The 15,317-nt window shown below is 67.4% G+C and carries 15 protein-coding genes; 4 read left to right on the top strand and 11 right to left on the bottom strand.

What is annotated here, in order from left to right:
* Positions 1-133 precede the first annotated feature (133 nt).
* From ASD72_RS05130 to ASD72_RS05105, 6 genes are all read right to left on the bottom strand, one after another.
* Positions 134-841 carry a TorF family putative porin gene (locus ASD72_RS05130; protein ID WP_056878870.1) on the bottom strand — a complete coding sequence of 236 codons (708 nt, stop codon included), beginning with the start codon at positions 839-841 and terminating at the stop codon, positions 134-136.
* A gap of 191 nt (positions 842-1,032) precedes the next feature.
* Positions 1,033-2,091, bottom strand: coding sequence for a sulfate/molybdate ABC transporter ATP-binding protein (locus ASD72_RS05125; RefSeq protein WP_056878869.1), 1,059 nt, complete (start codon positions 2,089-2,091; stop codon positions 1,033-1,035).
* Between the two features lie 10 nt (positions 2,092-2,101).
* Positions 2,102-3,064, bottom strand: a complete 963-nt coding sequence (gene cysW, locus ASD72_RS05120) for a sulfate ABC transporter permease subunit CysW (RefSeq protein WP_056878868.1) — start codon at positions 3,062-3,064, stop codon at positions 2,102-2,104.
* Position 3,065: 1 nt separating this feature from the next.
* Complete coding sequence (cysT, locus tag ASD72_RS05115; protein WP_056878867.1) at positions 3,066-3,932, bottom strand: sulfate ABC transporter permease subunit CysT; 867 nt, start codon at positions 3,930-3,932, stop codon at positions 3,066-3,068.
* Between the two features lie 2 nt (positions 3,933-3,934).
* The gene (locus ASD72_RS05110) at positions 3,935-4,954 is read right to left on the bottom strand and encodes a sulfate ABC transporter substrate-binding protein (RefSeq protein WP_056878866.1); all 1,020 of its coding nucleotides are present in this window, start codon (positions 4,952-4,954) and stop codon (positions 3,935-3,937) included.
* Between the two features lie 17 nt (positions 4,955-4,971).
* Complete coding sequence (locus tag ASD72_RS05105; protein ID WP_056878865.1) at positions 4,972-6,429, bottom strand: porin; 1,458 nt, start codon at positions 6,427-6,429, stop codon at positions 4,972-4,974.
* Between the two features lie 173 nt (positions 6,430-6,602).
* On the opposite strand from ASD72_RS05105, the gene kbl reads away from it, so the two are divergent.
* Positions 6,603-7,802, top strand: a complete 1,200-nt coding sequence (kbl, locus tag ASD72_RS05100) for a glycine C-acetyltransferase (protein WP_056878864.1) — start codon at positions 6,603-6,605, stop codon at positions 7,800-7,802.
* Positions 7,803-7,825: 23 nt separating this feature from the next.
* Here kbl and ASD72_RS05095 read toward each other — a convergent pair whose 3' ends face one another.
* From ASD72_RS05095 to ASD72_RS05080, 4 genes are all read right to left on the bottom strand, one after another.
* Entirely contained in the window at positions 7,826-8,119 is a 294-nt protein-coding gene (locus tag ASD72_RS05095; protein ID WP_056878863.1) for a hypothetical protein, read from the bottom strand.
* Between the two features lie 75 nt (positions 8,120-8,194).
* Entirely contained in the window at positions 8,195-8,992 is a 798-nt protein-coding gene (locus ASD72_RS05090) for a pseudouridine synthase (protein ID WP_056878862.1), read from the bottom strand.
* A gap of 46 nt (positions 8,993-9,038) precedes the next feature.
* The gene (locus ASD72_RS05085; RefSeq protein WP_056878861.1) at positions 9,039-9,545 is read right to left on the bottom strand and encodes a hypothetical protein; all 507 of its coding nucleotides are present in this window, start codon (positions 9,543-9,545) and stop codon (positions 9,039-9,041) included.
* A gap of 190 nt (positions 9,546-9,735) precedes the next feature.
* Positions 9,736-10,836: an OmpA family protein gene (locus tag ASD72_RS05080; protein WP_056878860.1), complete on the bottom strand. Its 1,101-nt coding sequence runs from the start codon at positions 10,834-10,836 to the stop codon at positions 9,736-9,738.
* 312 nt (positions 10,837-11,148) lie between these two features.
* On the opposite strand from ASD72_RS05080, the gene ASD72_RS05075 reads away from it, so the two are divergent.
* Positions 11,149-11,946, top strand: coding sequence for a class III extradiol ring-cleavage dioxygenase (locus ASD72_RS05075; protein WP_056878859.1), 798 nt, complete (start codon positions 11,149-11,151; stop codon positions 11,944-11,946).
* Positions 11,947-11,952: 6 nt separating this feature from the next.
* On the opposite strand, the gene ASD72_RS05070 is transcribed toward ASD72_RS05075, so the two are convergent.
* On the bottom strand, positions 11,953-12,867 hold the full coding sequence (locus tag ASD72_RS05070) for a LysR family transcriptional regulator (RefSeq protein WP_056878858.1): 915 nt from the start codon (positions 12,865-12,867) through the stop codon (positions 11,953-11,955).
* A 97-nt stretch (positions 12,868-12,964) separates the two neighbouring features.
* Between ASD72_RS05070 and ASD72_RS05065 the strand changes: the two genes are divergently transcribed.
* Positions 12,965-14,167 (top strand): MFS transporter, encoded by a 1,203-nt coding sequence (locus ASD72_RS05065; protein ID WP_056878857.1) that lies wholly within the window; start codon positions 12,965-12,967, stop codon positions 14,165-14,167.
* Positions 14,168-14,248: 81 nt separating this feature from the next.
* Positions 14,249-15,265 carry a zinc-binding alcohol dehydrogenase family protein gene (locus ASD72_RS05060; RefSeq protein WP_056878856.1) on the top strand — a complete coding sequence of 339 codons (1,017 nt, stop codon included), beginning with the start codon at positions 14,249-14,251 and terminating at the stop codon, positions 15,263-15,265.
* The last annotated feature ends 52 nt before the right edge of the window (positions 15,266-15,317 follow it).

Raw genomic sequence — 15,317 nt, 5'->3', positions numbered from 1 at the left:
GTAGGCATCTACTACTTCACGCTTAAAGGCCAGGCTGTACTTGGCCATAAAAAACCCCCGAAGGTTGGATGGATGTCCAACTTCCGGGGGTCAGTTCAGCGAGGCGCCCTTTCCATGCCTACGACCGGTGCGATCAGTTGCCGACGCTGAGCGTCAGCACCACGCGGTTGTCCGCCAGATCGCCGAAGATGTCGCGACCGTTGCCGTCGGTACCGTAGTAGCCCAGCGACGCGGAGAACATGCCGATGCTCTTGCTGACGCCCACGCTGAAGTCGGTGTAGTCGTCGGAGTAGGCATCGTCGAACATGCTGCGACCGACGCTCACGTCGATGCTGAAATCATTCGGCAGGCCGAAGCTCGCGCCACCGGCCACGTAGAACGCATCGGTATCGGATCCGCCGAAATCGTTCGTGTAGTTGGCCGTCAGGCTGTAATTCTCCGCGAACGTGGTCTTGGTGATCAGTTCGTTGAAGTTGAGCTCGCTGGCACCCGGGTAGGTGTAGCGGTTGATCATCACGTCGAAATTGACCGAATCGCTGAAGTCGACGTTGTAGCCGACGAAGTAGTCGACCTCGAACTCCGGGTTGCCATCACCGAAGTCCACGCCCGAACCCCAACCGCCAGCGTAGAAACCGCCGGGGATGTTGAAGGTCAGGCCGACCTGGCCGGTGGGGTTCTCGTCGGTCTGCGATACGCCGCGCCACACGTAGTCGGAGGTGGCGGCGATCGACCAGTTCACGAGCGGCGTTTCTTCTTCCTCCGCCTCCTGGGCGAAGGCGGACATCGGCAGCGCCAACAGCAGGGCGGTGGCGAGGGCGGTACAGAGCTTGACGGGCTTCATCCGGATTCTCCTGGCGGTGTGGATCGTGCGTTGGGCGAGTGGGCCGTGGAACGTCGTACAACCGTCATCACGACTTCACTATTTTTTAACTGCGCCCCGATAGTGCGCCGCAGCAATCACTTACGTCAAGTACCCGCCAGACAAGCGGAGAATTGGTTTCTTTTCTAATTAATTCAGTAGCTTACGTTGCATCACACTGGTGCCGTTGCACCACTGAGGGGAAACCAGCCGAACCGTTTTGGTGCCAACCGCACCGGCCGCCCGGGCTGTGTCGAGGCATCTTCGCTGTCGGCGGGAAGCTCGATCTCCACTTCGCTTCCGCCCTCCAGGCGCGCGCGCAACCGCAGGCGCGGGCCGTTGCGTTGGGCCCCGATGATCGTCGCCGGCCAGCCCGCTCCGTCATCGGTCAGGCGCAGATCTTCCGGTCGCACGAACACTTCGGCATCGCCCTGCCCGCTGGCGCCGCGTGCCGCCAGCGGCAATCCCGCGGCATGCAACGCGCCAGACTCCCAGCGCGCGGGCAGCCGGTTCACCGCACCGACGAACGAGTAGACGAACGGCGAAGCCGGCGCGTCGTAGGCATCGGCCGGGCTGCCCAACTGCTCGATCCGGCCGCGATTGAGGATGGCGACACGGTCGGCCAGCTCCAACGCTTCTTCCTGGTCGTGGGTCACGAAGATGGTGGTGAGCCCGGTGCGGTCGTGCAGTTCGCGCAGCCAGCGGCGCAGGTCGCGGCGCACCTGCGCATCGAGCGCACCGAAAGGTTCATCCAGCAACAGCACGCGCGGCTCGATGGCCAGCGCGCGGGCCAGCGCGACGCGCTGGCGCTGGCCGCCCGACAACTGCGCCGGATATCGCCCGCCCAGGCCATCGAGCTGCACCAGCGACAACAGTTCCGCCACGCGTGCACGCACGGCGGCTTCGGCGACGCGGGCCTTGCCACGACGCACGCGCAAGCCGAAGCCGATGTTTTCCTCCACCGTCAGGTGGCGGAAGAGCGCGTAGTGCTGGAAGACGAAACCCGCACGGCGCGCCTGCACGCTGAGCGTGGCGGCGTCCTCGCCGTCGAACAATACGCGTCCGCCGTCGGCCTGCTCGAGCCCCGCGATCACACGCAGCAGCGTGGTCTTCCCGGAGCCGGAAGGCCCGAGCAACGCCAGCAGTTCGCCCTGGCGGATGTCGAGGGAGACGTCTTCCAGCGCCGTGAAAGCGCCGAATTTTTTCTGCAGGTGCTCGATCTTGATGCTCATGGTGTCGTCTCTAATGCCGGTGGTTGGCGGCCAGCGCTTCGCCGTGCCGCCATTCGAGCCAGGTCTTCACGGCCAGCGTCAGCAGTGCGGTGAGCGCGAGCAGCGACGCGGCCGCGAACGCCGCGCTGTAGGCGTACTCGTTGTAGAGGATTTCCACATGCAGCGGCAGCGTGTTGGTGCGGCCGCGGATATGGCCCGACACCACCGACACGGCACCGAATTCGCCGAGTGCGCGCGCACTGCACAGCAGCACGCCGTACAGCAGCGCCCAGCGGATGTTCGGCAGCGTGACCCGCCAGAACGTCTGCCAGCCGGTGGCGCCCAGGCTGAGCGCGGCGAGTTCCTCGTCGGTGCCCTGCTGCTCCATCAAGGGCATCAGCTCGCGCGCGATGAAGGGGAACGTCACGAAGATCGTCGCCAGCACGATGCCAGGCAGCGCGAAGATGATCTTCGGCAACTGCAGGTGCAGTTCGCCCACCAGCGGCAGCGACAATCGCCAGCCCTCGTCGACCAGCGCATAGGCCCAGCCTTGCGCGCCGAAGATCAGTACGTAGATCAGGCCGGCCACCACGGGCGATACCGCGAACGGCAGGTCGATTAGCGTCACCAGCCATCGCTTGCCGCGGAACTCATGCTTGCTGACGGCCCACGCCGCAGCCACACCGAATACGAGGTTGAGCGGCACCACGATCGAGGTCACCAGCAGCGTCAGCTTCACCGCGGCCAGGGCATCGGCTTCGCTGACGGCGGCGAGGAACGCCGCTGCGCCACCGCGCAGCGCTTCCACGAAGACCAGTGCGAGCGGCAGCACCAGGAACGACAACAGGAATCCCAGCGCCCCCAGGACGAGCAGCACCTGCACCCAGACGGGCTCGCTGGTCGCGCTGCGTGGGCGCGGCGAAGCGGTTGCACGAGACTCCACGGATACGGACTCCGGTGGCAAGGCGATGACGGCCGAGATGGCGTCGCCCATGTTAGCCCCCCGCCCGCTTGCCGGTACGCTGCAGGCGCGCCTGCAGGGTATTGATCACCAACAGCAGGGCGAACGACAGCAACAGCATCGCCGCCGCGATGGCGGTGGCGCCTTCGTAGTCGAATTCCTCCAGCTTGATCGTGATCAGCAGTGGCGCGATCTCGGACACGCCCGGCAAGTTGCCGGCGATGAAGATGACCGATCCGTACTCGCCCACGCCGCGCGCGAACGCCAGCGCGAAGCCCGCCAGCACGGCCGGCCACAAGGTCGGCAGCACCACGCGCCGCACGGTCTGCCAGCGGCTGGCGCCGAGCGTCGCCGCGGCTTCCTCGAGTTCCACCTCCACTTCCGCCAGCACCGGCTGCACCACGCGCACCACGAAGGGCAGGCCGATGAACACCAGCGCCACCGTGATGCCCAGCGGCGTGTAGGCCACCTTGATGCCCGCCGCCTCCAGCCATTGGCCGATCCAGCCGGTCGGGCCATACAGCGCCGTCAGTGCGATGCCGGCGACCGCCGTCGGCAGTGCGAACGGCAGATCGATCATCGCGTCGAACAGGCGCTTGCCCGGGAACCGATAGCGCACGAACACCCACGCGACCAGCGTGCCCATCACCGCATTGAACGCGGCCGCCGCGAGCGCGGTGCCGAAGCTGATGCGCAGTGCCGCCAACACGCGCGGCTCGGTCCAGATCGCCCACAGCCCCGCCGGCCCCAGCCCGCTGGCCTTGGCGAACACGCCTACCAGGGGGATCAACACGATCAGCCCCAGCCACAACAACGTGTAGCCGAGGCTGAGGCCGAAGCCGGGGATGACGCGCCGCGTCGTGCGCGACCTCCCCGGCAACGTGGGCGACACAACCGCCATGCCTACTTCGCCTGGATCTGGTCGAACACGCCGCCGTCGGCGAAATGCGTGGCCTGTGCTTTGGCCCAGGAACCGAACACGCCGTCGATGGTGACCAGCTCCAGCTTCGGGAAGCGCGCCACGTCCTCCGGCGCCGCGTATTGCGGATAGCGCGGACGGTAGTAGTGCTTGGCCGCCAGCCGCTGGCCGGTCGGCGAGTACAGATACTTCAGGTAGGCCTGCGCGACCTCGCGGGTGCCGTGCTTGTCCACGTTGCGATCCACCAGCGCGACCGGCGGCTCGGCCAGGATCGACAATGAAGGCACGACGATGTCGAACTTGTCGGGGCCGAGTTCCTCGATCGACAGGAAGGCCTCGTTCTCCCAGGCCAGCAGCACGTCGCCGATCCCGCGCTGCACGAACGTGGTGGTGGCGCCGCGCGCACCGGTATCGAGCACCGGCACGTTGCGGAACAGCGCGCGCACGAAGTTGCGCGTCTTGGCCTCGTCGCCCTTGAAGATCTTCAGGCCGTAAGCCCAGGCGGCGAGATAGTTCCAGCGCGCGCCGCCGGAGGTTTTCGGATTCGGCGTGATCACCGATACGCCGGGCTTCAGCAGGTCGTGCCAGTCGTTGATCTTCTTCGGATTGCCCTTGCGCACCAGGAACACGATGGTCGAGGTATACGGCGCGCTGTTCTCCGGCAGCCGCGACTGCCAGTTCGCGGGGAACAGCTTGGCGCGCTGCGAAATCGAGTCCACGTCGTACGCCAGCGCGAGCGTGACCACGTCGGCCTCCAGCCCATCGATGACCGAGCGCGCCTGCTTGCCCGAACCACCATGCGAAGTCTCGATACTGACCTTCTGCTGCTTCGTCTTCTGCCACTCGGCGGCGAAAGCGGTGTTGAACTCGCGATAGAACTCGCGCGTCGGGTCGTACGAGACGTTGAGCAGCTCGACGTCCTTGGCACTGGCCGCGACCGCGAGCGTGAGGCCGAACGCCAGCAGCGCGCTGCGGGCGTGGCGGCGGAGGAAGGAATGCGTCATGGGTTCGTCTCCGGGCATCAGAATGCGACCTGCAGTCGCGAGAACACAGCCTTCTCGTCTTCACGGTTGGCGCCAGCCGCCGCGCCGCCGTCGAACTGCGTATCGAGGTAGTTGAGGACCAGCTTCAGGTTGCTGCTGAGGTACCAGTTGACGCCCAGCGTCCAGGACTTCGCTTGGCGCGCCGACACGGCGGGATCGGCGAACACCGGGAACGCGCGGTCGTCGATTTCCAGCACGCCGTAGCGGCCCACCAGTTCCCAGGCACCCCAGCCGCCCTTGCCGGGACTGAAGGGGTGCGACGGCTTCACCACGCCGCGGTAGCTGGCGTCCTCGCCGGTGAGCACGTAGCTGGCCGTGGCCTGCCAGGCCGTGTTCTCGAGTTCGGCCGCATTGCCGCCCACCTGCAGTTCCTGCTTGGAGGCGATGTATTCGGCCAGCAGGCCGAAGCGGTTGCGGTAGAAGTAGCCCTGCGGCGACCAACGCGTCCGGCGCCCATCCGCGGCGACGGCGCTGCGGTAGTTGAAGAACTGCACCTGCCCGGGTGTGCGGTAGCGCGGCAGGATGTTGTTGCCGGTACCCACCGTGTCGCCGACGCTGCCGCCGATGCCGAAGCCCAGCCCGGACCAGAACCCGGCGCCGTCCTTGAAGGGTTCGACGAACAGCCGCCCGGCGTACTCGAACTCGTCATCGGGGTTGGTGGTCACCGCATCGCGGCCATCCACCGTGCCGTTGAACACGCCGATCGCGTAGCTGACCTTGCTGCCCGCCAGTTCGCCCTGCAGCTGCACGCCGATGTCGCGGTTGGGCGCCAGTTCGCTGGGCAACGCACGCTCGATGTCGGACAGCGCCGACGAGGACTGCAGGCGTTCCAGGCCGACGGGCGAGGTGAACTTGCCCAAGCGCACGCTGGCCGCCGGCGAGAACTTCAGGTCGGCATAGGCATCGACGATGCTCGCGCTGTCGCCGGCGAACTCCGGGGTGAAGCGGAAGCCGATCCACTTGCCCAGCGTGCCTTCGATGGTCGGTCGCGCCGTGCGCAGCAGAAAGGTGTCGTAGGTGCCCGACGGCACGCCACTGCTGAAGAAGCGTCCATCGCCCTGCAACAGACCGCGGATCTTGATCTCGTAGTCGCCGTTGGCCGACTTCAACGAAGCGCCCTTGTCGTTGACGGCGATCACGGGAGCCTCTTTCGCCTTGGCCGCCGCCTCTTCCTGCTGCAGTTCCAGGCGTCGCTCCAGCACCCGCAGGCGCTGGTCCAGGTCTCCCAGCGTGGAAGGCGCGCCTTCGCCCTGCTCGTTCGCCAGGGCTGGCGGCGCTTCGCCGACCCGGCGCTCCAAGGCTTCGAGGCGTTGCAGCAGTTGTTCCACGGTGGGCTGGCTCTGTGCGGATACGGGCAAGGCGAGGCAACAGGCCAGCGCGCCCAGGAGGGTGGTGCCCTTGCCTGCATGCCTGCCTGAGCCCGAGTGTGTCCGCATGACCGCTTTTCCCCGCGTGAAGGCCGTGAATGGCCGGAAACGCGATGCTGCGTGTGCACATGCCGGCAGGGAAATGACGAAACGAGGGTCGCTTATGCCGTAACCGCATGACGTCGCCGGAGCGATCCGGGGGCGCGGGTAGAATGTCGGCCTGCCCATTCCGCCCCTGCCCCATGTCCAACCCGCTGACCGCCCACTACGCCGCCACCCTGGACGACATCCGCGCCCAGGGCCTGTTCAAGTCCGAGCGCATCATCACCGGGCCCCAGTCGGCCGAGATCACCCTGGAAGACGGGCGCACGGTGCTGAATTTCTGCGCCAACAACTACCTGGGCCTGGCCGACCACCCCGACATCATCCAGGCCGCGAAGGATGCGCTGGACACGCACGGGTTCGGCATGGCGTCGGTACGCTTCATCTGCGGCACGCAGGACCTGCACAAGCAGTTGGAGAAGACGATCGCCGACTTCTTCGGCACCGAGGACACGATCCTCTACGCCGCCTGCTTCGATGCCAACGGCGGCCTGTTCGAGCCGCTGCTCGGTGAAGACGACGCGATCATCTCCGACGCGCTGAACCACGCCTCGATCATCGACGGCGTGCGCCTGTGCAAGGCCAAGCGCTTCCGCTACGCCAACTGCGACATGGCCGATCTCGAAGCGCAGTTGCAGGCCGCCGATGCCGCAGGCTGCAAGACCAAGCTGATCACCACCGACGGCGTGTTCTCGATGGACGGATTCATCGCGCCACTGGACGAGATCACGGCGCTCGCGAAGAAATACGGTGCGCTGGTCCATATCGACGAATGCCACGCCACCGGCTTCCTCGGTGAGACGGGCCGCGGCTCGGCCGAAGTGAAGGGCGTGATGGACCGGATCGACATCTTCACCGGCACCCTGGGCAAGGCGATGGGCGGCGCGCTGGGCGGCTTCACCACGGCGCGCAAGGAAGTGATCGAACTGCTGCGCCAGCGCTCGCGCCCCTACTTGTTCTCCAACTCACTGCCACCGCACGTCGTGGCGGCGGGCATCAAAGCCTTCGAGATGCTGTCCTCGGCCGGGGACCTGCGCGAGCAGCTGCGCGAGAACACCGCCTACTTCCGCGAGCGCATGACGGCTGCCGGCTTCGACATCAAGCCGGGCGTGCACCCGATCAGCCCGGTGATGCTGTACGACGCGCCGCTGGCGCAGCGCTTCGCGCAACGGCTGCTGGAAGAAGGCATCTATGCGATCGGCTTCTTCTTCCCGGTGGTGCCCAAGGGCCAGGCGCGCATCCGCACGCAGATAAGCGCGGCGCACACACGCGAACACCTCGACCGCGCCATCGACGCCTTCATCAAGATCGGCCGCGAACTGGGCGTGGTGCCGGCGTAACCGGCACCACGTTCCTCCGTATCTCAGCGGGCGCGCTTGGTCGACGTGGTCGAGCTCTTCGGCTTGGCCGGTGCGCCCTTGGCCACGCGGATGCCGCGCGCCTTCATCCAGGCATCGAACTCTTCGGCCGTCATGCTGCGGCCGTTCTGCTGCATGTCGAAGCGGTGACCATGCGGCCCCGGCGCGACAGTCACCACATCCTCCTTGGACGCCCCCTTGCTGGCGGCGCGTGGCGTGTGGCTGGCGCACCCTGCCAGCACAGCGATGGCGAGCAGCAAGGCGCAGCGCGCCGGCAGGCGCGCGGTGAGGTTCAACATGTCTTTTCCCCATTGGTCAGGCGAGAGCGAGTGTAGGCAGGCGCCACGCGCGGAACCCGGACGGTGGTCGCGCAATCAGCGTCCGCTCGTCGGGGCGAGCGCCTCGCGCTCGACGTCTTCAAGGGGACGCCATGCGCCTTTCGCGAGCGTGCCCAGCGCGAGGGGACCGATCGCCACCCGTACCAGCCGAAGCACGCGGATGTCGAACGCCTCGAGAAGCCGGCGTATCTGCCGGTTGCGGCCTTCGTCGAGAACGATCTCCAGCCACGCGTTGCGCTCGCCCGCGCGCAGCAGACGCGCCCGGCGCGCCGACAGAGATTCCCCTTCGATCGCCACGCCCGCCTCCAATGCATCGAGCAGGACCCGATCAGGCACGCGGTCGACCTGCACGTGGTAGGTCTTGTCCTGGCCGTGGGCCGGATCGGTGACGCGTGCGGCCCACTCGGGATCGTTGGTGAACAGCAGCAACCCCTCGCTCGCCTTGTCCAGGCGGCCGACCGGGGCAAGCCATGGCAGGCCCGCCCCCTCCAGGCAGCGATAGACGGTGTCGCGCCCCTGTTCGTCCCGCGTGGTCGTGACCAGGCCGCGCGGCTTGTTAAGCATCAGGTAGTGGCGTGGCGCAGCGGCGGTTTCTTGGTCGTCCACGCGGACCTCGTTCCGACCGGCGACGATGGGGAATTCGGGATCGCGGACGACGCGCCCGTCCACGGAAACGCGTCCTTCGACGATCCAGCGCGCCGCTTCGGTGCGCGAGCAGACGCCCTGCTTGGACAGCACGCGCGCCAGGCCGTGACGCACGGCGGGCGCTGCATCGGTTCGTGGACGCGTACGTGCGCGCCCACGCGGGTCACGGGGCGGTCGTGGCGCGGGCATTGCGTGGCGGCATGAAGAAACGGCCGGGATGCCGGCCGTCGGAAACTCAGTTCTTTTTCGCCGGCTCGGGCGCGGGGGCCGGTGCGGCCGCCGGTGCGCCCGGCGCCTTGACCACACGCACGCCGCGAGCCTTCATCCAGGCATCGAACTCATCGGCGGTCATGCGCTTGCCGTTCTGGCTCATGTCGAAGCGCCACGGCGTGTTGTCGTGCGCGGTCTTGGGCTGGTAGGCCGCAGGGCTGTTGGCGACGGCGGCGGCAGGCGCGCCCGTCGGCGCAGGCAGCGCCTTCGCGACATTGCGGCAACCTTCGATGCGCAGGCGCAGCAGGACGCGGTCTACCGACTGCGCCTCATCGAATGCGTGGGAAGCGAGCACGCCCGAGGGAGCGCCGAGTTGCGTGGCGGTGGCGGTGAACTCGGGAGCGACCGGCGCGATCACCGTGGCAGGCGTCTTCAACGGGGCCTGCACCAGACCACTCGCGCAATCCGGCGCCGCGTACGCGGCAGGAGCGGCGGCGATGCACAGCAAGCTGGCGAGGACATGGCGGCGCATCGGGCAACTCCTGATTCTTTTCTACGTGGCGCGAGTGTAGGCAGCGCATCCGGGCATGGCAAGAAAATGCGCGGCGGCATGCGCGGCGATGCGAAAAGACGGCGCTGGGTCACGCAAGGCGCGCGAACCGCGCCGAAAAAAAGAAGCCCGGCACTAGGCCGGGCTTCGGTACTGCGGGAAGAGCGTCCGATCAGTTCTGGACGTTCAGTTCCGTACGACGGTTACGCTCGCTCTTGCAGCCCGGCAGGGTCTGCGCGGTCGGTTCCAGCGGACGGCTCTCGCCGTAACCCACCGGGCCCACCAGACGCGAAGCGTCGACGCCATTGCTGGTCAGGTAGTCGTACACGGTCTGCGAACGACGCTGCGACAGCGACTGGTTGTAAGCGTCCTTGCCGCACAGGTCGGTGTGGCCGGCCACTTCGACGCGCAGGTCGGGGTAACGCTTCAGGATCTCGGCGGCTTCGCTCAGGATCGCGATCGCGTCCGGACGCAGCGTCGACTTGTCGAAGTCGAAGTTCACGCCCTTCAGGTCGATCGAAACCTGCACCGGGCAGCCGTCCGGACCGATGGTCTGGCCAGCCTGCGAACCGGGGCACTTGTCGTCGCAGTTGTTGACGCCGTCGCCGTCGTCATCCAGGTCCGCGCAGGTGGTGGTCGGAGCCGGCGCCGGCGCCGGGGCGGCTTCCGCCTTCGGGCCCAGCGGGATCACGACGCCGACCGAAGCCAGCACGTCGCCGAACCAGCTCTCTTCCTGCTGGTGGATGCCGCCTTCGGCGGTGTAGCTCTGATCGTCGAAATCAGCGCGGTAGGCCACTTCGGCACGCACGGCGATGCGCTTGTCGAACGTGGACTGCAGACCCAGGCCCAGCTTGGCGGCCAGGTTGTTGTCGCGGCGCTGCGCCGGCGAGTTCGGGCTGTTGATCACGTACTCTTCTTCCGAACGCTGCATGCCCAGGCCGGTGACGAGGTACGGGTTCCAGCCGCGGCCTTCCTTGATGAAGTGGCGACGCAGGTCGAGCGACAGGCCGTACTGGCTCCAGTTCAGATCTTCGTTGAAGGAGAAGTTCGGGTTCTGGTAGTTCAGCTCACCGTCGAGCGACCAGTTCGGGCTGATGAACTTGCCCAGACCCAGGGTCACGAACTGGGTATCTTCGGTACGACGATCGTTGTCCTGCATGTTCTGGCCAACCGAACCAGTCAGGTACCAACGGTCATCGAATTCCTGCGCCATCGCGGTGTTCGCAAGGCTCAGGCCGCCCAGCAGCGCGGCGCAGAGAATCTTCTTGTTCATTTGCAGCTCCTTGGAAAAGTTCAGTTGTAGAGAAACCGAAAGACTTTGTTCGTGGTTCCGGCGATTCTTTTTGTTATTCGAGGCGACAGACTCCCGTCGCCTTGCTGAACAGATTATGCGGGGGTACGTGAAGACTGTGTTAACGGTACCATAACAAGTTGGGCAAGGTTAACACTCTTCCCGAGAACTGGCACCTGGATCGCCCCCCGATACCCATCCGTTGCCGCGGTACGCACTCAACCCCCACCACGGCAACACACTGATGCGCCGGGGTGACTTGGTGATCGCGGCCCCAGCCTCGATGCTGTCGGCATGGACACGTCGCCCGCCTCCGATCTCCCCAGTCTCTTCCTGTCGCACGGTTCGCCGATGCTGGCCGTCGAGGACTCGCCCACCGGCCGTTTCCTGGATCGCCTGGGGGGGATGATGCCGCGTCCACGAGCGATCGTCGTGGCGTCCGCTCACTTCATCCACGCACGCCCCACGGTCACGGCCACCCCTGCGCCGGACACGATCCACGACTTCGGCGGTTTCCCCGAGGCGCTCTATCGCATCCAGTACCCCGCTGCGGGTGCGCCTGCGCTTGCGGAGCAGGTCGCCACTGCCCTGCGGGACGCTGGCTTCCCTGCGCAGGTGGACGCCCATCACGGGCTGGACCATGGGGTGTGGGTGCCGCTGCGGCGGATGTACCCGGATGCCGATATCCCCGTCGTCGCCCTGTCGGTCAATCCGGCGCAGACCGCCGAATGGCACTACCGCCTGGGGTTGGCCCTGGCGCCATTGCGCGAGCAGGGCGTGCTGGTGGTCGGGTCCGGCGGGTTCTCGCACAACCTGCGGGCGCTGGACTGGCAGCACGCGCATGCTGCCCCCTACGATTGGGTCGCCGCGTTCACCGATGCGCTGCGCGAGCGACTGCTGGCTGGCGACGCCATCGGTGCGCTCGACTGGACGGCGCTGCCCGAGGCCCATCGCAACCATCCGACGACCGAGCACCTCTTCCCTCTCTATGTCGCGCTGGGAGCAGGTGGCGCGCGCGCGAAGGGACGGCTCCTTCACCGCGACGTGGAAATGGGTGGCCTGGCGCTGGACGCCTTCGCCTTCGCTGCCTGAGCCGCCCTACAGCCCGCGCTCCCAGGGCGGGTGGTCGCCGAACTGCTCGATCAGGAAGTCGGTGAATGCCCGTACGCGGGGCGGCACCAGCCGGCGCTGCGGCATTACGGCACTGATCGCGGTCGTGGCCAGCGGGTAGTCCGGCAAGACAACTTCCAGCCGGCCAGCGCGCAGGTCATCGGCGACATGCCACAGCGAATGGATGACGACGCCCTCGCCCGCCAGCGAGGCATCGCGCAGGACTTCGCCGAAGTTGCTCTCGAAGCGCCCCTGCACCCGCACCGCGACCTCGCCACCCGTCGGCGTGCCCAGCCGCCACACGTCCTGGCGGCCCCCGCTGCCGAACAGCAGCAGGCAGTCATGCTGGGCCAGGTCGTCAGGCGTGCGCGGCCGACCGCGCCGCCCCAGGTAGTCGGGCGAGGCGCACAGCACGCGCCGGTTGGGCGCGATCCGTCGCGCCACCAGCCTCGAGTCGTCGAGCGCGCCGATGCGGATCGCCAGGTCGAAGCCCTCGCTGACCAGGTCCACCACGTTGTCGCTCAGGTGGATGCTGAGCCGCAGCTTCGGGTGGCGGGCGAGGAACGCCGGCAGCAGCGGCGAGACGTACTGGCGTCCGAACGACGCAGAGGTCGTCACCCGCAGCGTGCCGGCGACGTCGCGGGCGGCCTCGCGCAGGCCGGTGCCCAACGCCTCGAGCTCCTCCACCAGCACCCGCCCCTGCTCGGCCAGCGCGGCGCCCTCCGGCGTCGGGTGCAGGCGGCGGGTCGTCCGGTGCAAGAGCCGCACGCCCAGTTCCTTCTCCAGCCGCTTCAGGCGCTGGCTGGCCACCGCCACGGACAGGTCCAGGCTGTGGGCGGCCGCCGTGATCGACCCGAGATCGAGCACGCGGAGGAACAGGGCCAGGTCGCCGACACGGTCCATTATCAATAATCCATTGATAGTGATTCGGCATATTCGCCATTTTTCATTACCAAGGGAAGGCGCAAGCTGCGCGCCTCGTTCCCTCCGGGCTTCCACCATGCCTTCCGCTTCCACGTCCTCCCGGCTGCCTTTGGGCCTGTATGCGCTCACGGCCGGCGCCTTCGGCATCGGCACGACTGAATTCGTCATCATGGGCCTGCTGATGCAGGTCGCCGCCGACCTGCAGGTCTCCATCGCTGCCGCTGGCCTGCTGATCTCCGGCTATGCGCTCGGCGTGTTCGTCGGCGCGCCCCTGCTGACCGCCGCCACCAATCGCATGCCGCGCAAGGCGGTGCTGGTCGCGCTGATGGTCGTGTTCACCCTGGGCAACCTGGCCTGCGCTCTCGCGCCGAACTACGAACTGCTGATGGCCGCGCGCGTGATCACGTCGCTGGCGCACGGTACGTTCTTCGGCGTCGGCGCCGTGGTCGCCACCGGCCTGGTCAGCGAAGACCGCAAGGCCTCGGCCATTTCCATCATGTTCACCGGCTTGACCGTCGCCACGCTGCTCGGCGTGCCGGCCGGCGCCTGGCTGGGGCTGGAATACGGCTGGCGCGCGACCTTCTGGGCGGTGACCGCGATCGGCGTGTTCGCCACCGTCATCATCGCCACGCTGGTGCCGGCCGATCGCAGCGCGCCCGCGCCGCTGTCGTTCCGCGACGAACTGCGCGTGGTCGGCCGGCCGCAGGTGCTGCTGGGCCTGTTGATGACCGTGCTCGGCTTCGGCGGCATGTTCACCGTCTACACCTACATCCAGCCGCTGCTGACGCAGGTGACGGGCTTCGCCGATGCGGCGGTCTCGCCGATCCTGCTCGTGTTCGGCGTCGGCATGATCATCGGCAACCTGCTGGGCGGGCGCTTCGCCGATCGTCGCCTCGCCACCGCCCTGCTCGGCACGCTCGCGGCGCTCGCCTTGGTGATGGGCGTGATGAGCTTCGCGCTGCACAGCCGCTGGGCGATGATCCTGTTCACCGGCCTGCTGGGCGCCGCGGCCTTCGCGACGGTGTCGCCGCTGCAGCTGTGGGTGCTGCAGAAGGCCAGCGATGCGCAGAGCCTGGCCTCCAGCCTGAACATCGGCGCCTTCAACCTCGGCAACGCGCTCGGCGCGTGGCTGGGGGGCGTGGTGATCTCGCAGGGCCTGGGCCTGTCGGCGCTGCCGTGGATCGCCGCGCTGGTGCCGGCCTCCGCATTCGCCGTCGCATTGTGGGCGCTGGCGCTGGAGCGTCGCCAGCGCTTCGCGATCGCCGCCGACTGCGCCTGATCCTCCCTTCGTCGCATCGCCTGTTTGTCCCGCGCGCCGCATCATCGCGGCACGCGTCCCGACTCCCCACGAGGAACCGCCATGAAAGCCGTTGCACTCACCCGCTACCTGCCCATCGACGATCCGCAATCGCTGCTGGATGTCGAACTCGGGACGCCCACCGCCACCGGCCACGACATCCTCGTGCGTGTGGAAGCCGTCTCGGTGAATCCGGTCGATACCAAGGTGCGCTCGCCGAAGCCGCAGGTTGAAGCGCAGCCGAAGGTGCTGGGCTACGACGCTGCGGGCGTGGTCGAAGCCGTCGGCGAGGCCGTGACGCGCTTCAAGCCCGGCGACGCGGTGTACTACGCCGGCGACATCACCCGCCCCGGCAGCAATGCGCAGTTCCAACTGGTCGACGAACGCATCGTCGGCCGCAAGCCCGCGACGCTGGACTTCGCGCAGGCCGCTGCATTGCCGCTCACGACGATCACCGCCTGGGAACTGCTGTTCGACCGCATGCGCTACGCGCCGGACGGCGGTGGCGCCGGCAAGTCGCTACTCGTCATCGCCGGTGCCGGCGGCGTGGGATCGATCGCGATCCAACTGGCGAAGCGCGCCGGCTTTACCGTCATCGCGACAGCGTCGCGCCAGGACACGATCGACTGGTGCAAGGCGCTGGGCGCCGACCATGTGATCAACCATCGCGAAGCGCTGGGCCCGCAGCTGAAGGCGGCGGGCTTCGACACGATCGACGCCGCCTTGAACCTGGCCGACACCGACCGCTACTGGACCGAACTGGGCGAACTGCTGGCACCGCTCGGCCACGTCGGCCTGATCGTCGAACCACGCGGCGAACTGCGCATCGGCGACCCGTACAAGGCCAAGAGCATCGGCATCCATTGGGAAATGATGTTCGCCCGACCGCGCTTCCGCACCGCCGACATGGGCGAACAGGGCGCGCTGCTGGACCGCGTCGCCGACCTGATCGATGCCGGCCAGCTGCGCGGCACGCTGACCGATACGCTGTCGCCAATCAATGCCGCGAACCTGCGCGAAGCGCATCGTCGGCTGGAATCCGGCACGACGATCGGCAAGCTGGTGATCGCCGGCTGGTAAAGGTGGGATCGCTGTGGGAGCGACGCAAGTCGCGAAGGATGCGAGGAGACCC

It is taken from the genome of Pseudoxanthomonas sp. Root630, assembly GCF_001427585.1.
In the GTDB taxonomy this organism is placed as follows: domain Bacteria; phylum Pseudomonadota; class Gammaproteobacteria; order Xanthomonadales; family Xanthomonadaceae; genus Pseudoxanthomonas_A.
The sequence above is the reverse complement of the archived record's forward strand: the minus strand, read 5'-3'. Positions and strand labels throughout refer to the sequence as shown.

What these genes read in the sequence shown, in the direction of transcription:
- ASD72_RS05130 (WP_056878870.1), bottom strand. Translation starts at nt 841, where the DNA reads ATGAAGCCCGTCAAGCTCTGTACCGCCCTCGCCACCGCCCTGCTGTTG.
- ASD72_RS05125 (WP_056878869.1), bottom strand. Translation starts at nt 2,091, where the DNA reads ATGAGCATCAAGATCGAGCACCTGCAGAAAAAATTCGGCGCTTTCACG.
- cysW (WP_056878868.1), bottom strand. Translation starts at nt 3,064, where the DNA reads ATGGGCGACGCCATCTCGGCCGTCATCGCCTTGCCACCGGAGTCCGTA.
- cysT (WP_056878867.1), bottom strand. Translation starts at nt 3,932, where the DNA reads ATGGCGGTTGTGTCGCCCACGTTGCCGGGGAGGTCGCGCACGACGCGG.
- ASD72_RS05110 (WP_056878866.1), bottom strand. Translation starts at nt 4,954, where the DNA reads ATGACGCATTCCTTCCTCCGCCGCCACGCCCGCAGCGCGCTGCTGGCG.
- ASD72_RS05105 (WP_056878865.1), bottom strand. Translation starts at nt 6,429, where the DNA reads ATGCGGACACACTCGGGCTCAGGCAGGCATGCAGGCAAGGGCACCACC.
- kbl (WP_056878864.1), top strand. Translation starts at nt 6,603, where the DNA reads ATGTCCAACCCGCTGACCGCCCACTACGCCGCCACCCTGGACGACATC.
- ASD72_RS05095 (WP_056878863.1), bottom strand. Translation starts at nt 8,119, where the DNA reads ATGTTGAACCTCACCGCGCGCCTGCCGGCGCGCTGCGCCTTGCTGCTC.
- ASD72_RS05090 (WP_056878862.1), bottom strand. Translation starts at nt 8,992, where the DNA reads ATGCCCGCGCCACGACCGCCCCGTGACCCGCGTGGGCGCGCACGTACG.
- ASD72_RS05085 (WP_056878861.1), bottom strand. Translation starts at nt 9,545, where the DNA reads ATGCGCCGCCATGTCCTCGCCAGCTTGCTGTGCATCGCCGCCGCTCCT.
- ASD72_RS05080 (WP_056878860.1), bottom strand. Translation starts at nt 10,836, where the DNA reads ATGAACAAGAAGATTCTCTGCGCCGCGCTGCTGGGCGGCCTGAGCCTT.
- ASD72_RS05075 (WP_056878859.1), top strand. Translation starts at nt 11,149, where the DNA reads ATGGACACGTCGCCCGCCTCCGATCTCCCCAGTCTCTTCCTGTCGCAC.
- ASD72_RS05070 (WP_056878858.1), bottom strand. Translation starts at nt 12,867, where the DNA reads ATGGACCGTGTCGGCGACCTGGCCCTGTTCCTCCGCGTGCTCGATCTC.
- ASD72_RS05065 (WP_056878857.1), top strand. Translation starts at nt 12,965, where the DNA reads ATGCCTTCCGCTTCCACGTCCTCCCGGCTGCCTTTGGGCCTGTATGCG.
- ASD72_RS05060 (WP_056878856.1), top strand. Translation starts at nt 14,249, where the DNA reads ATGAAAGCCGTTGCACTCACCCGCTACCTGCCCATCGACGATCCGCAA.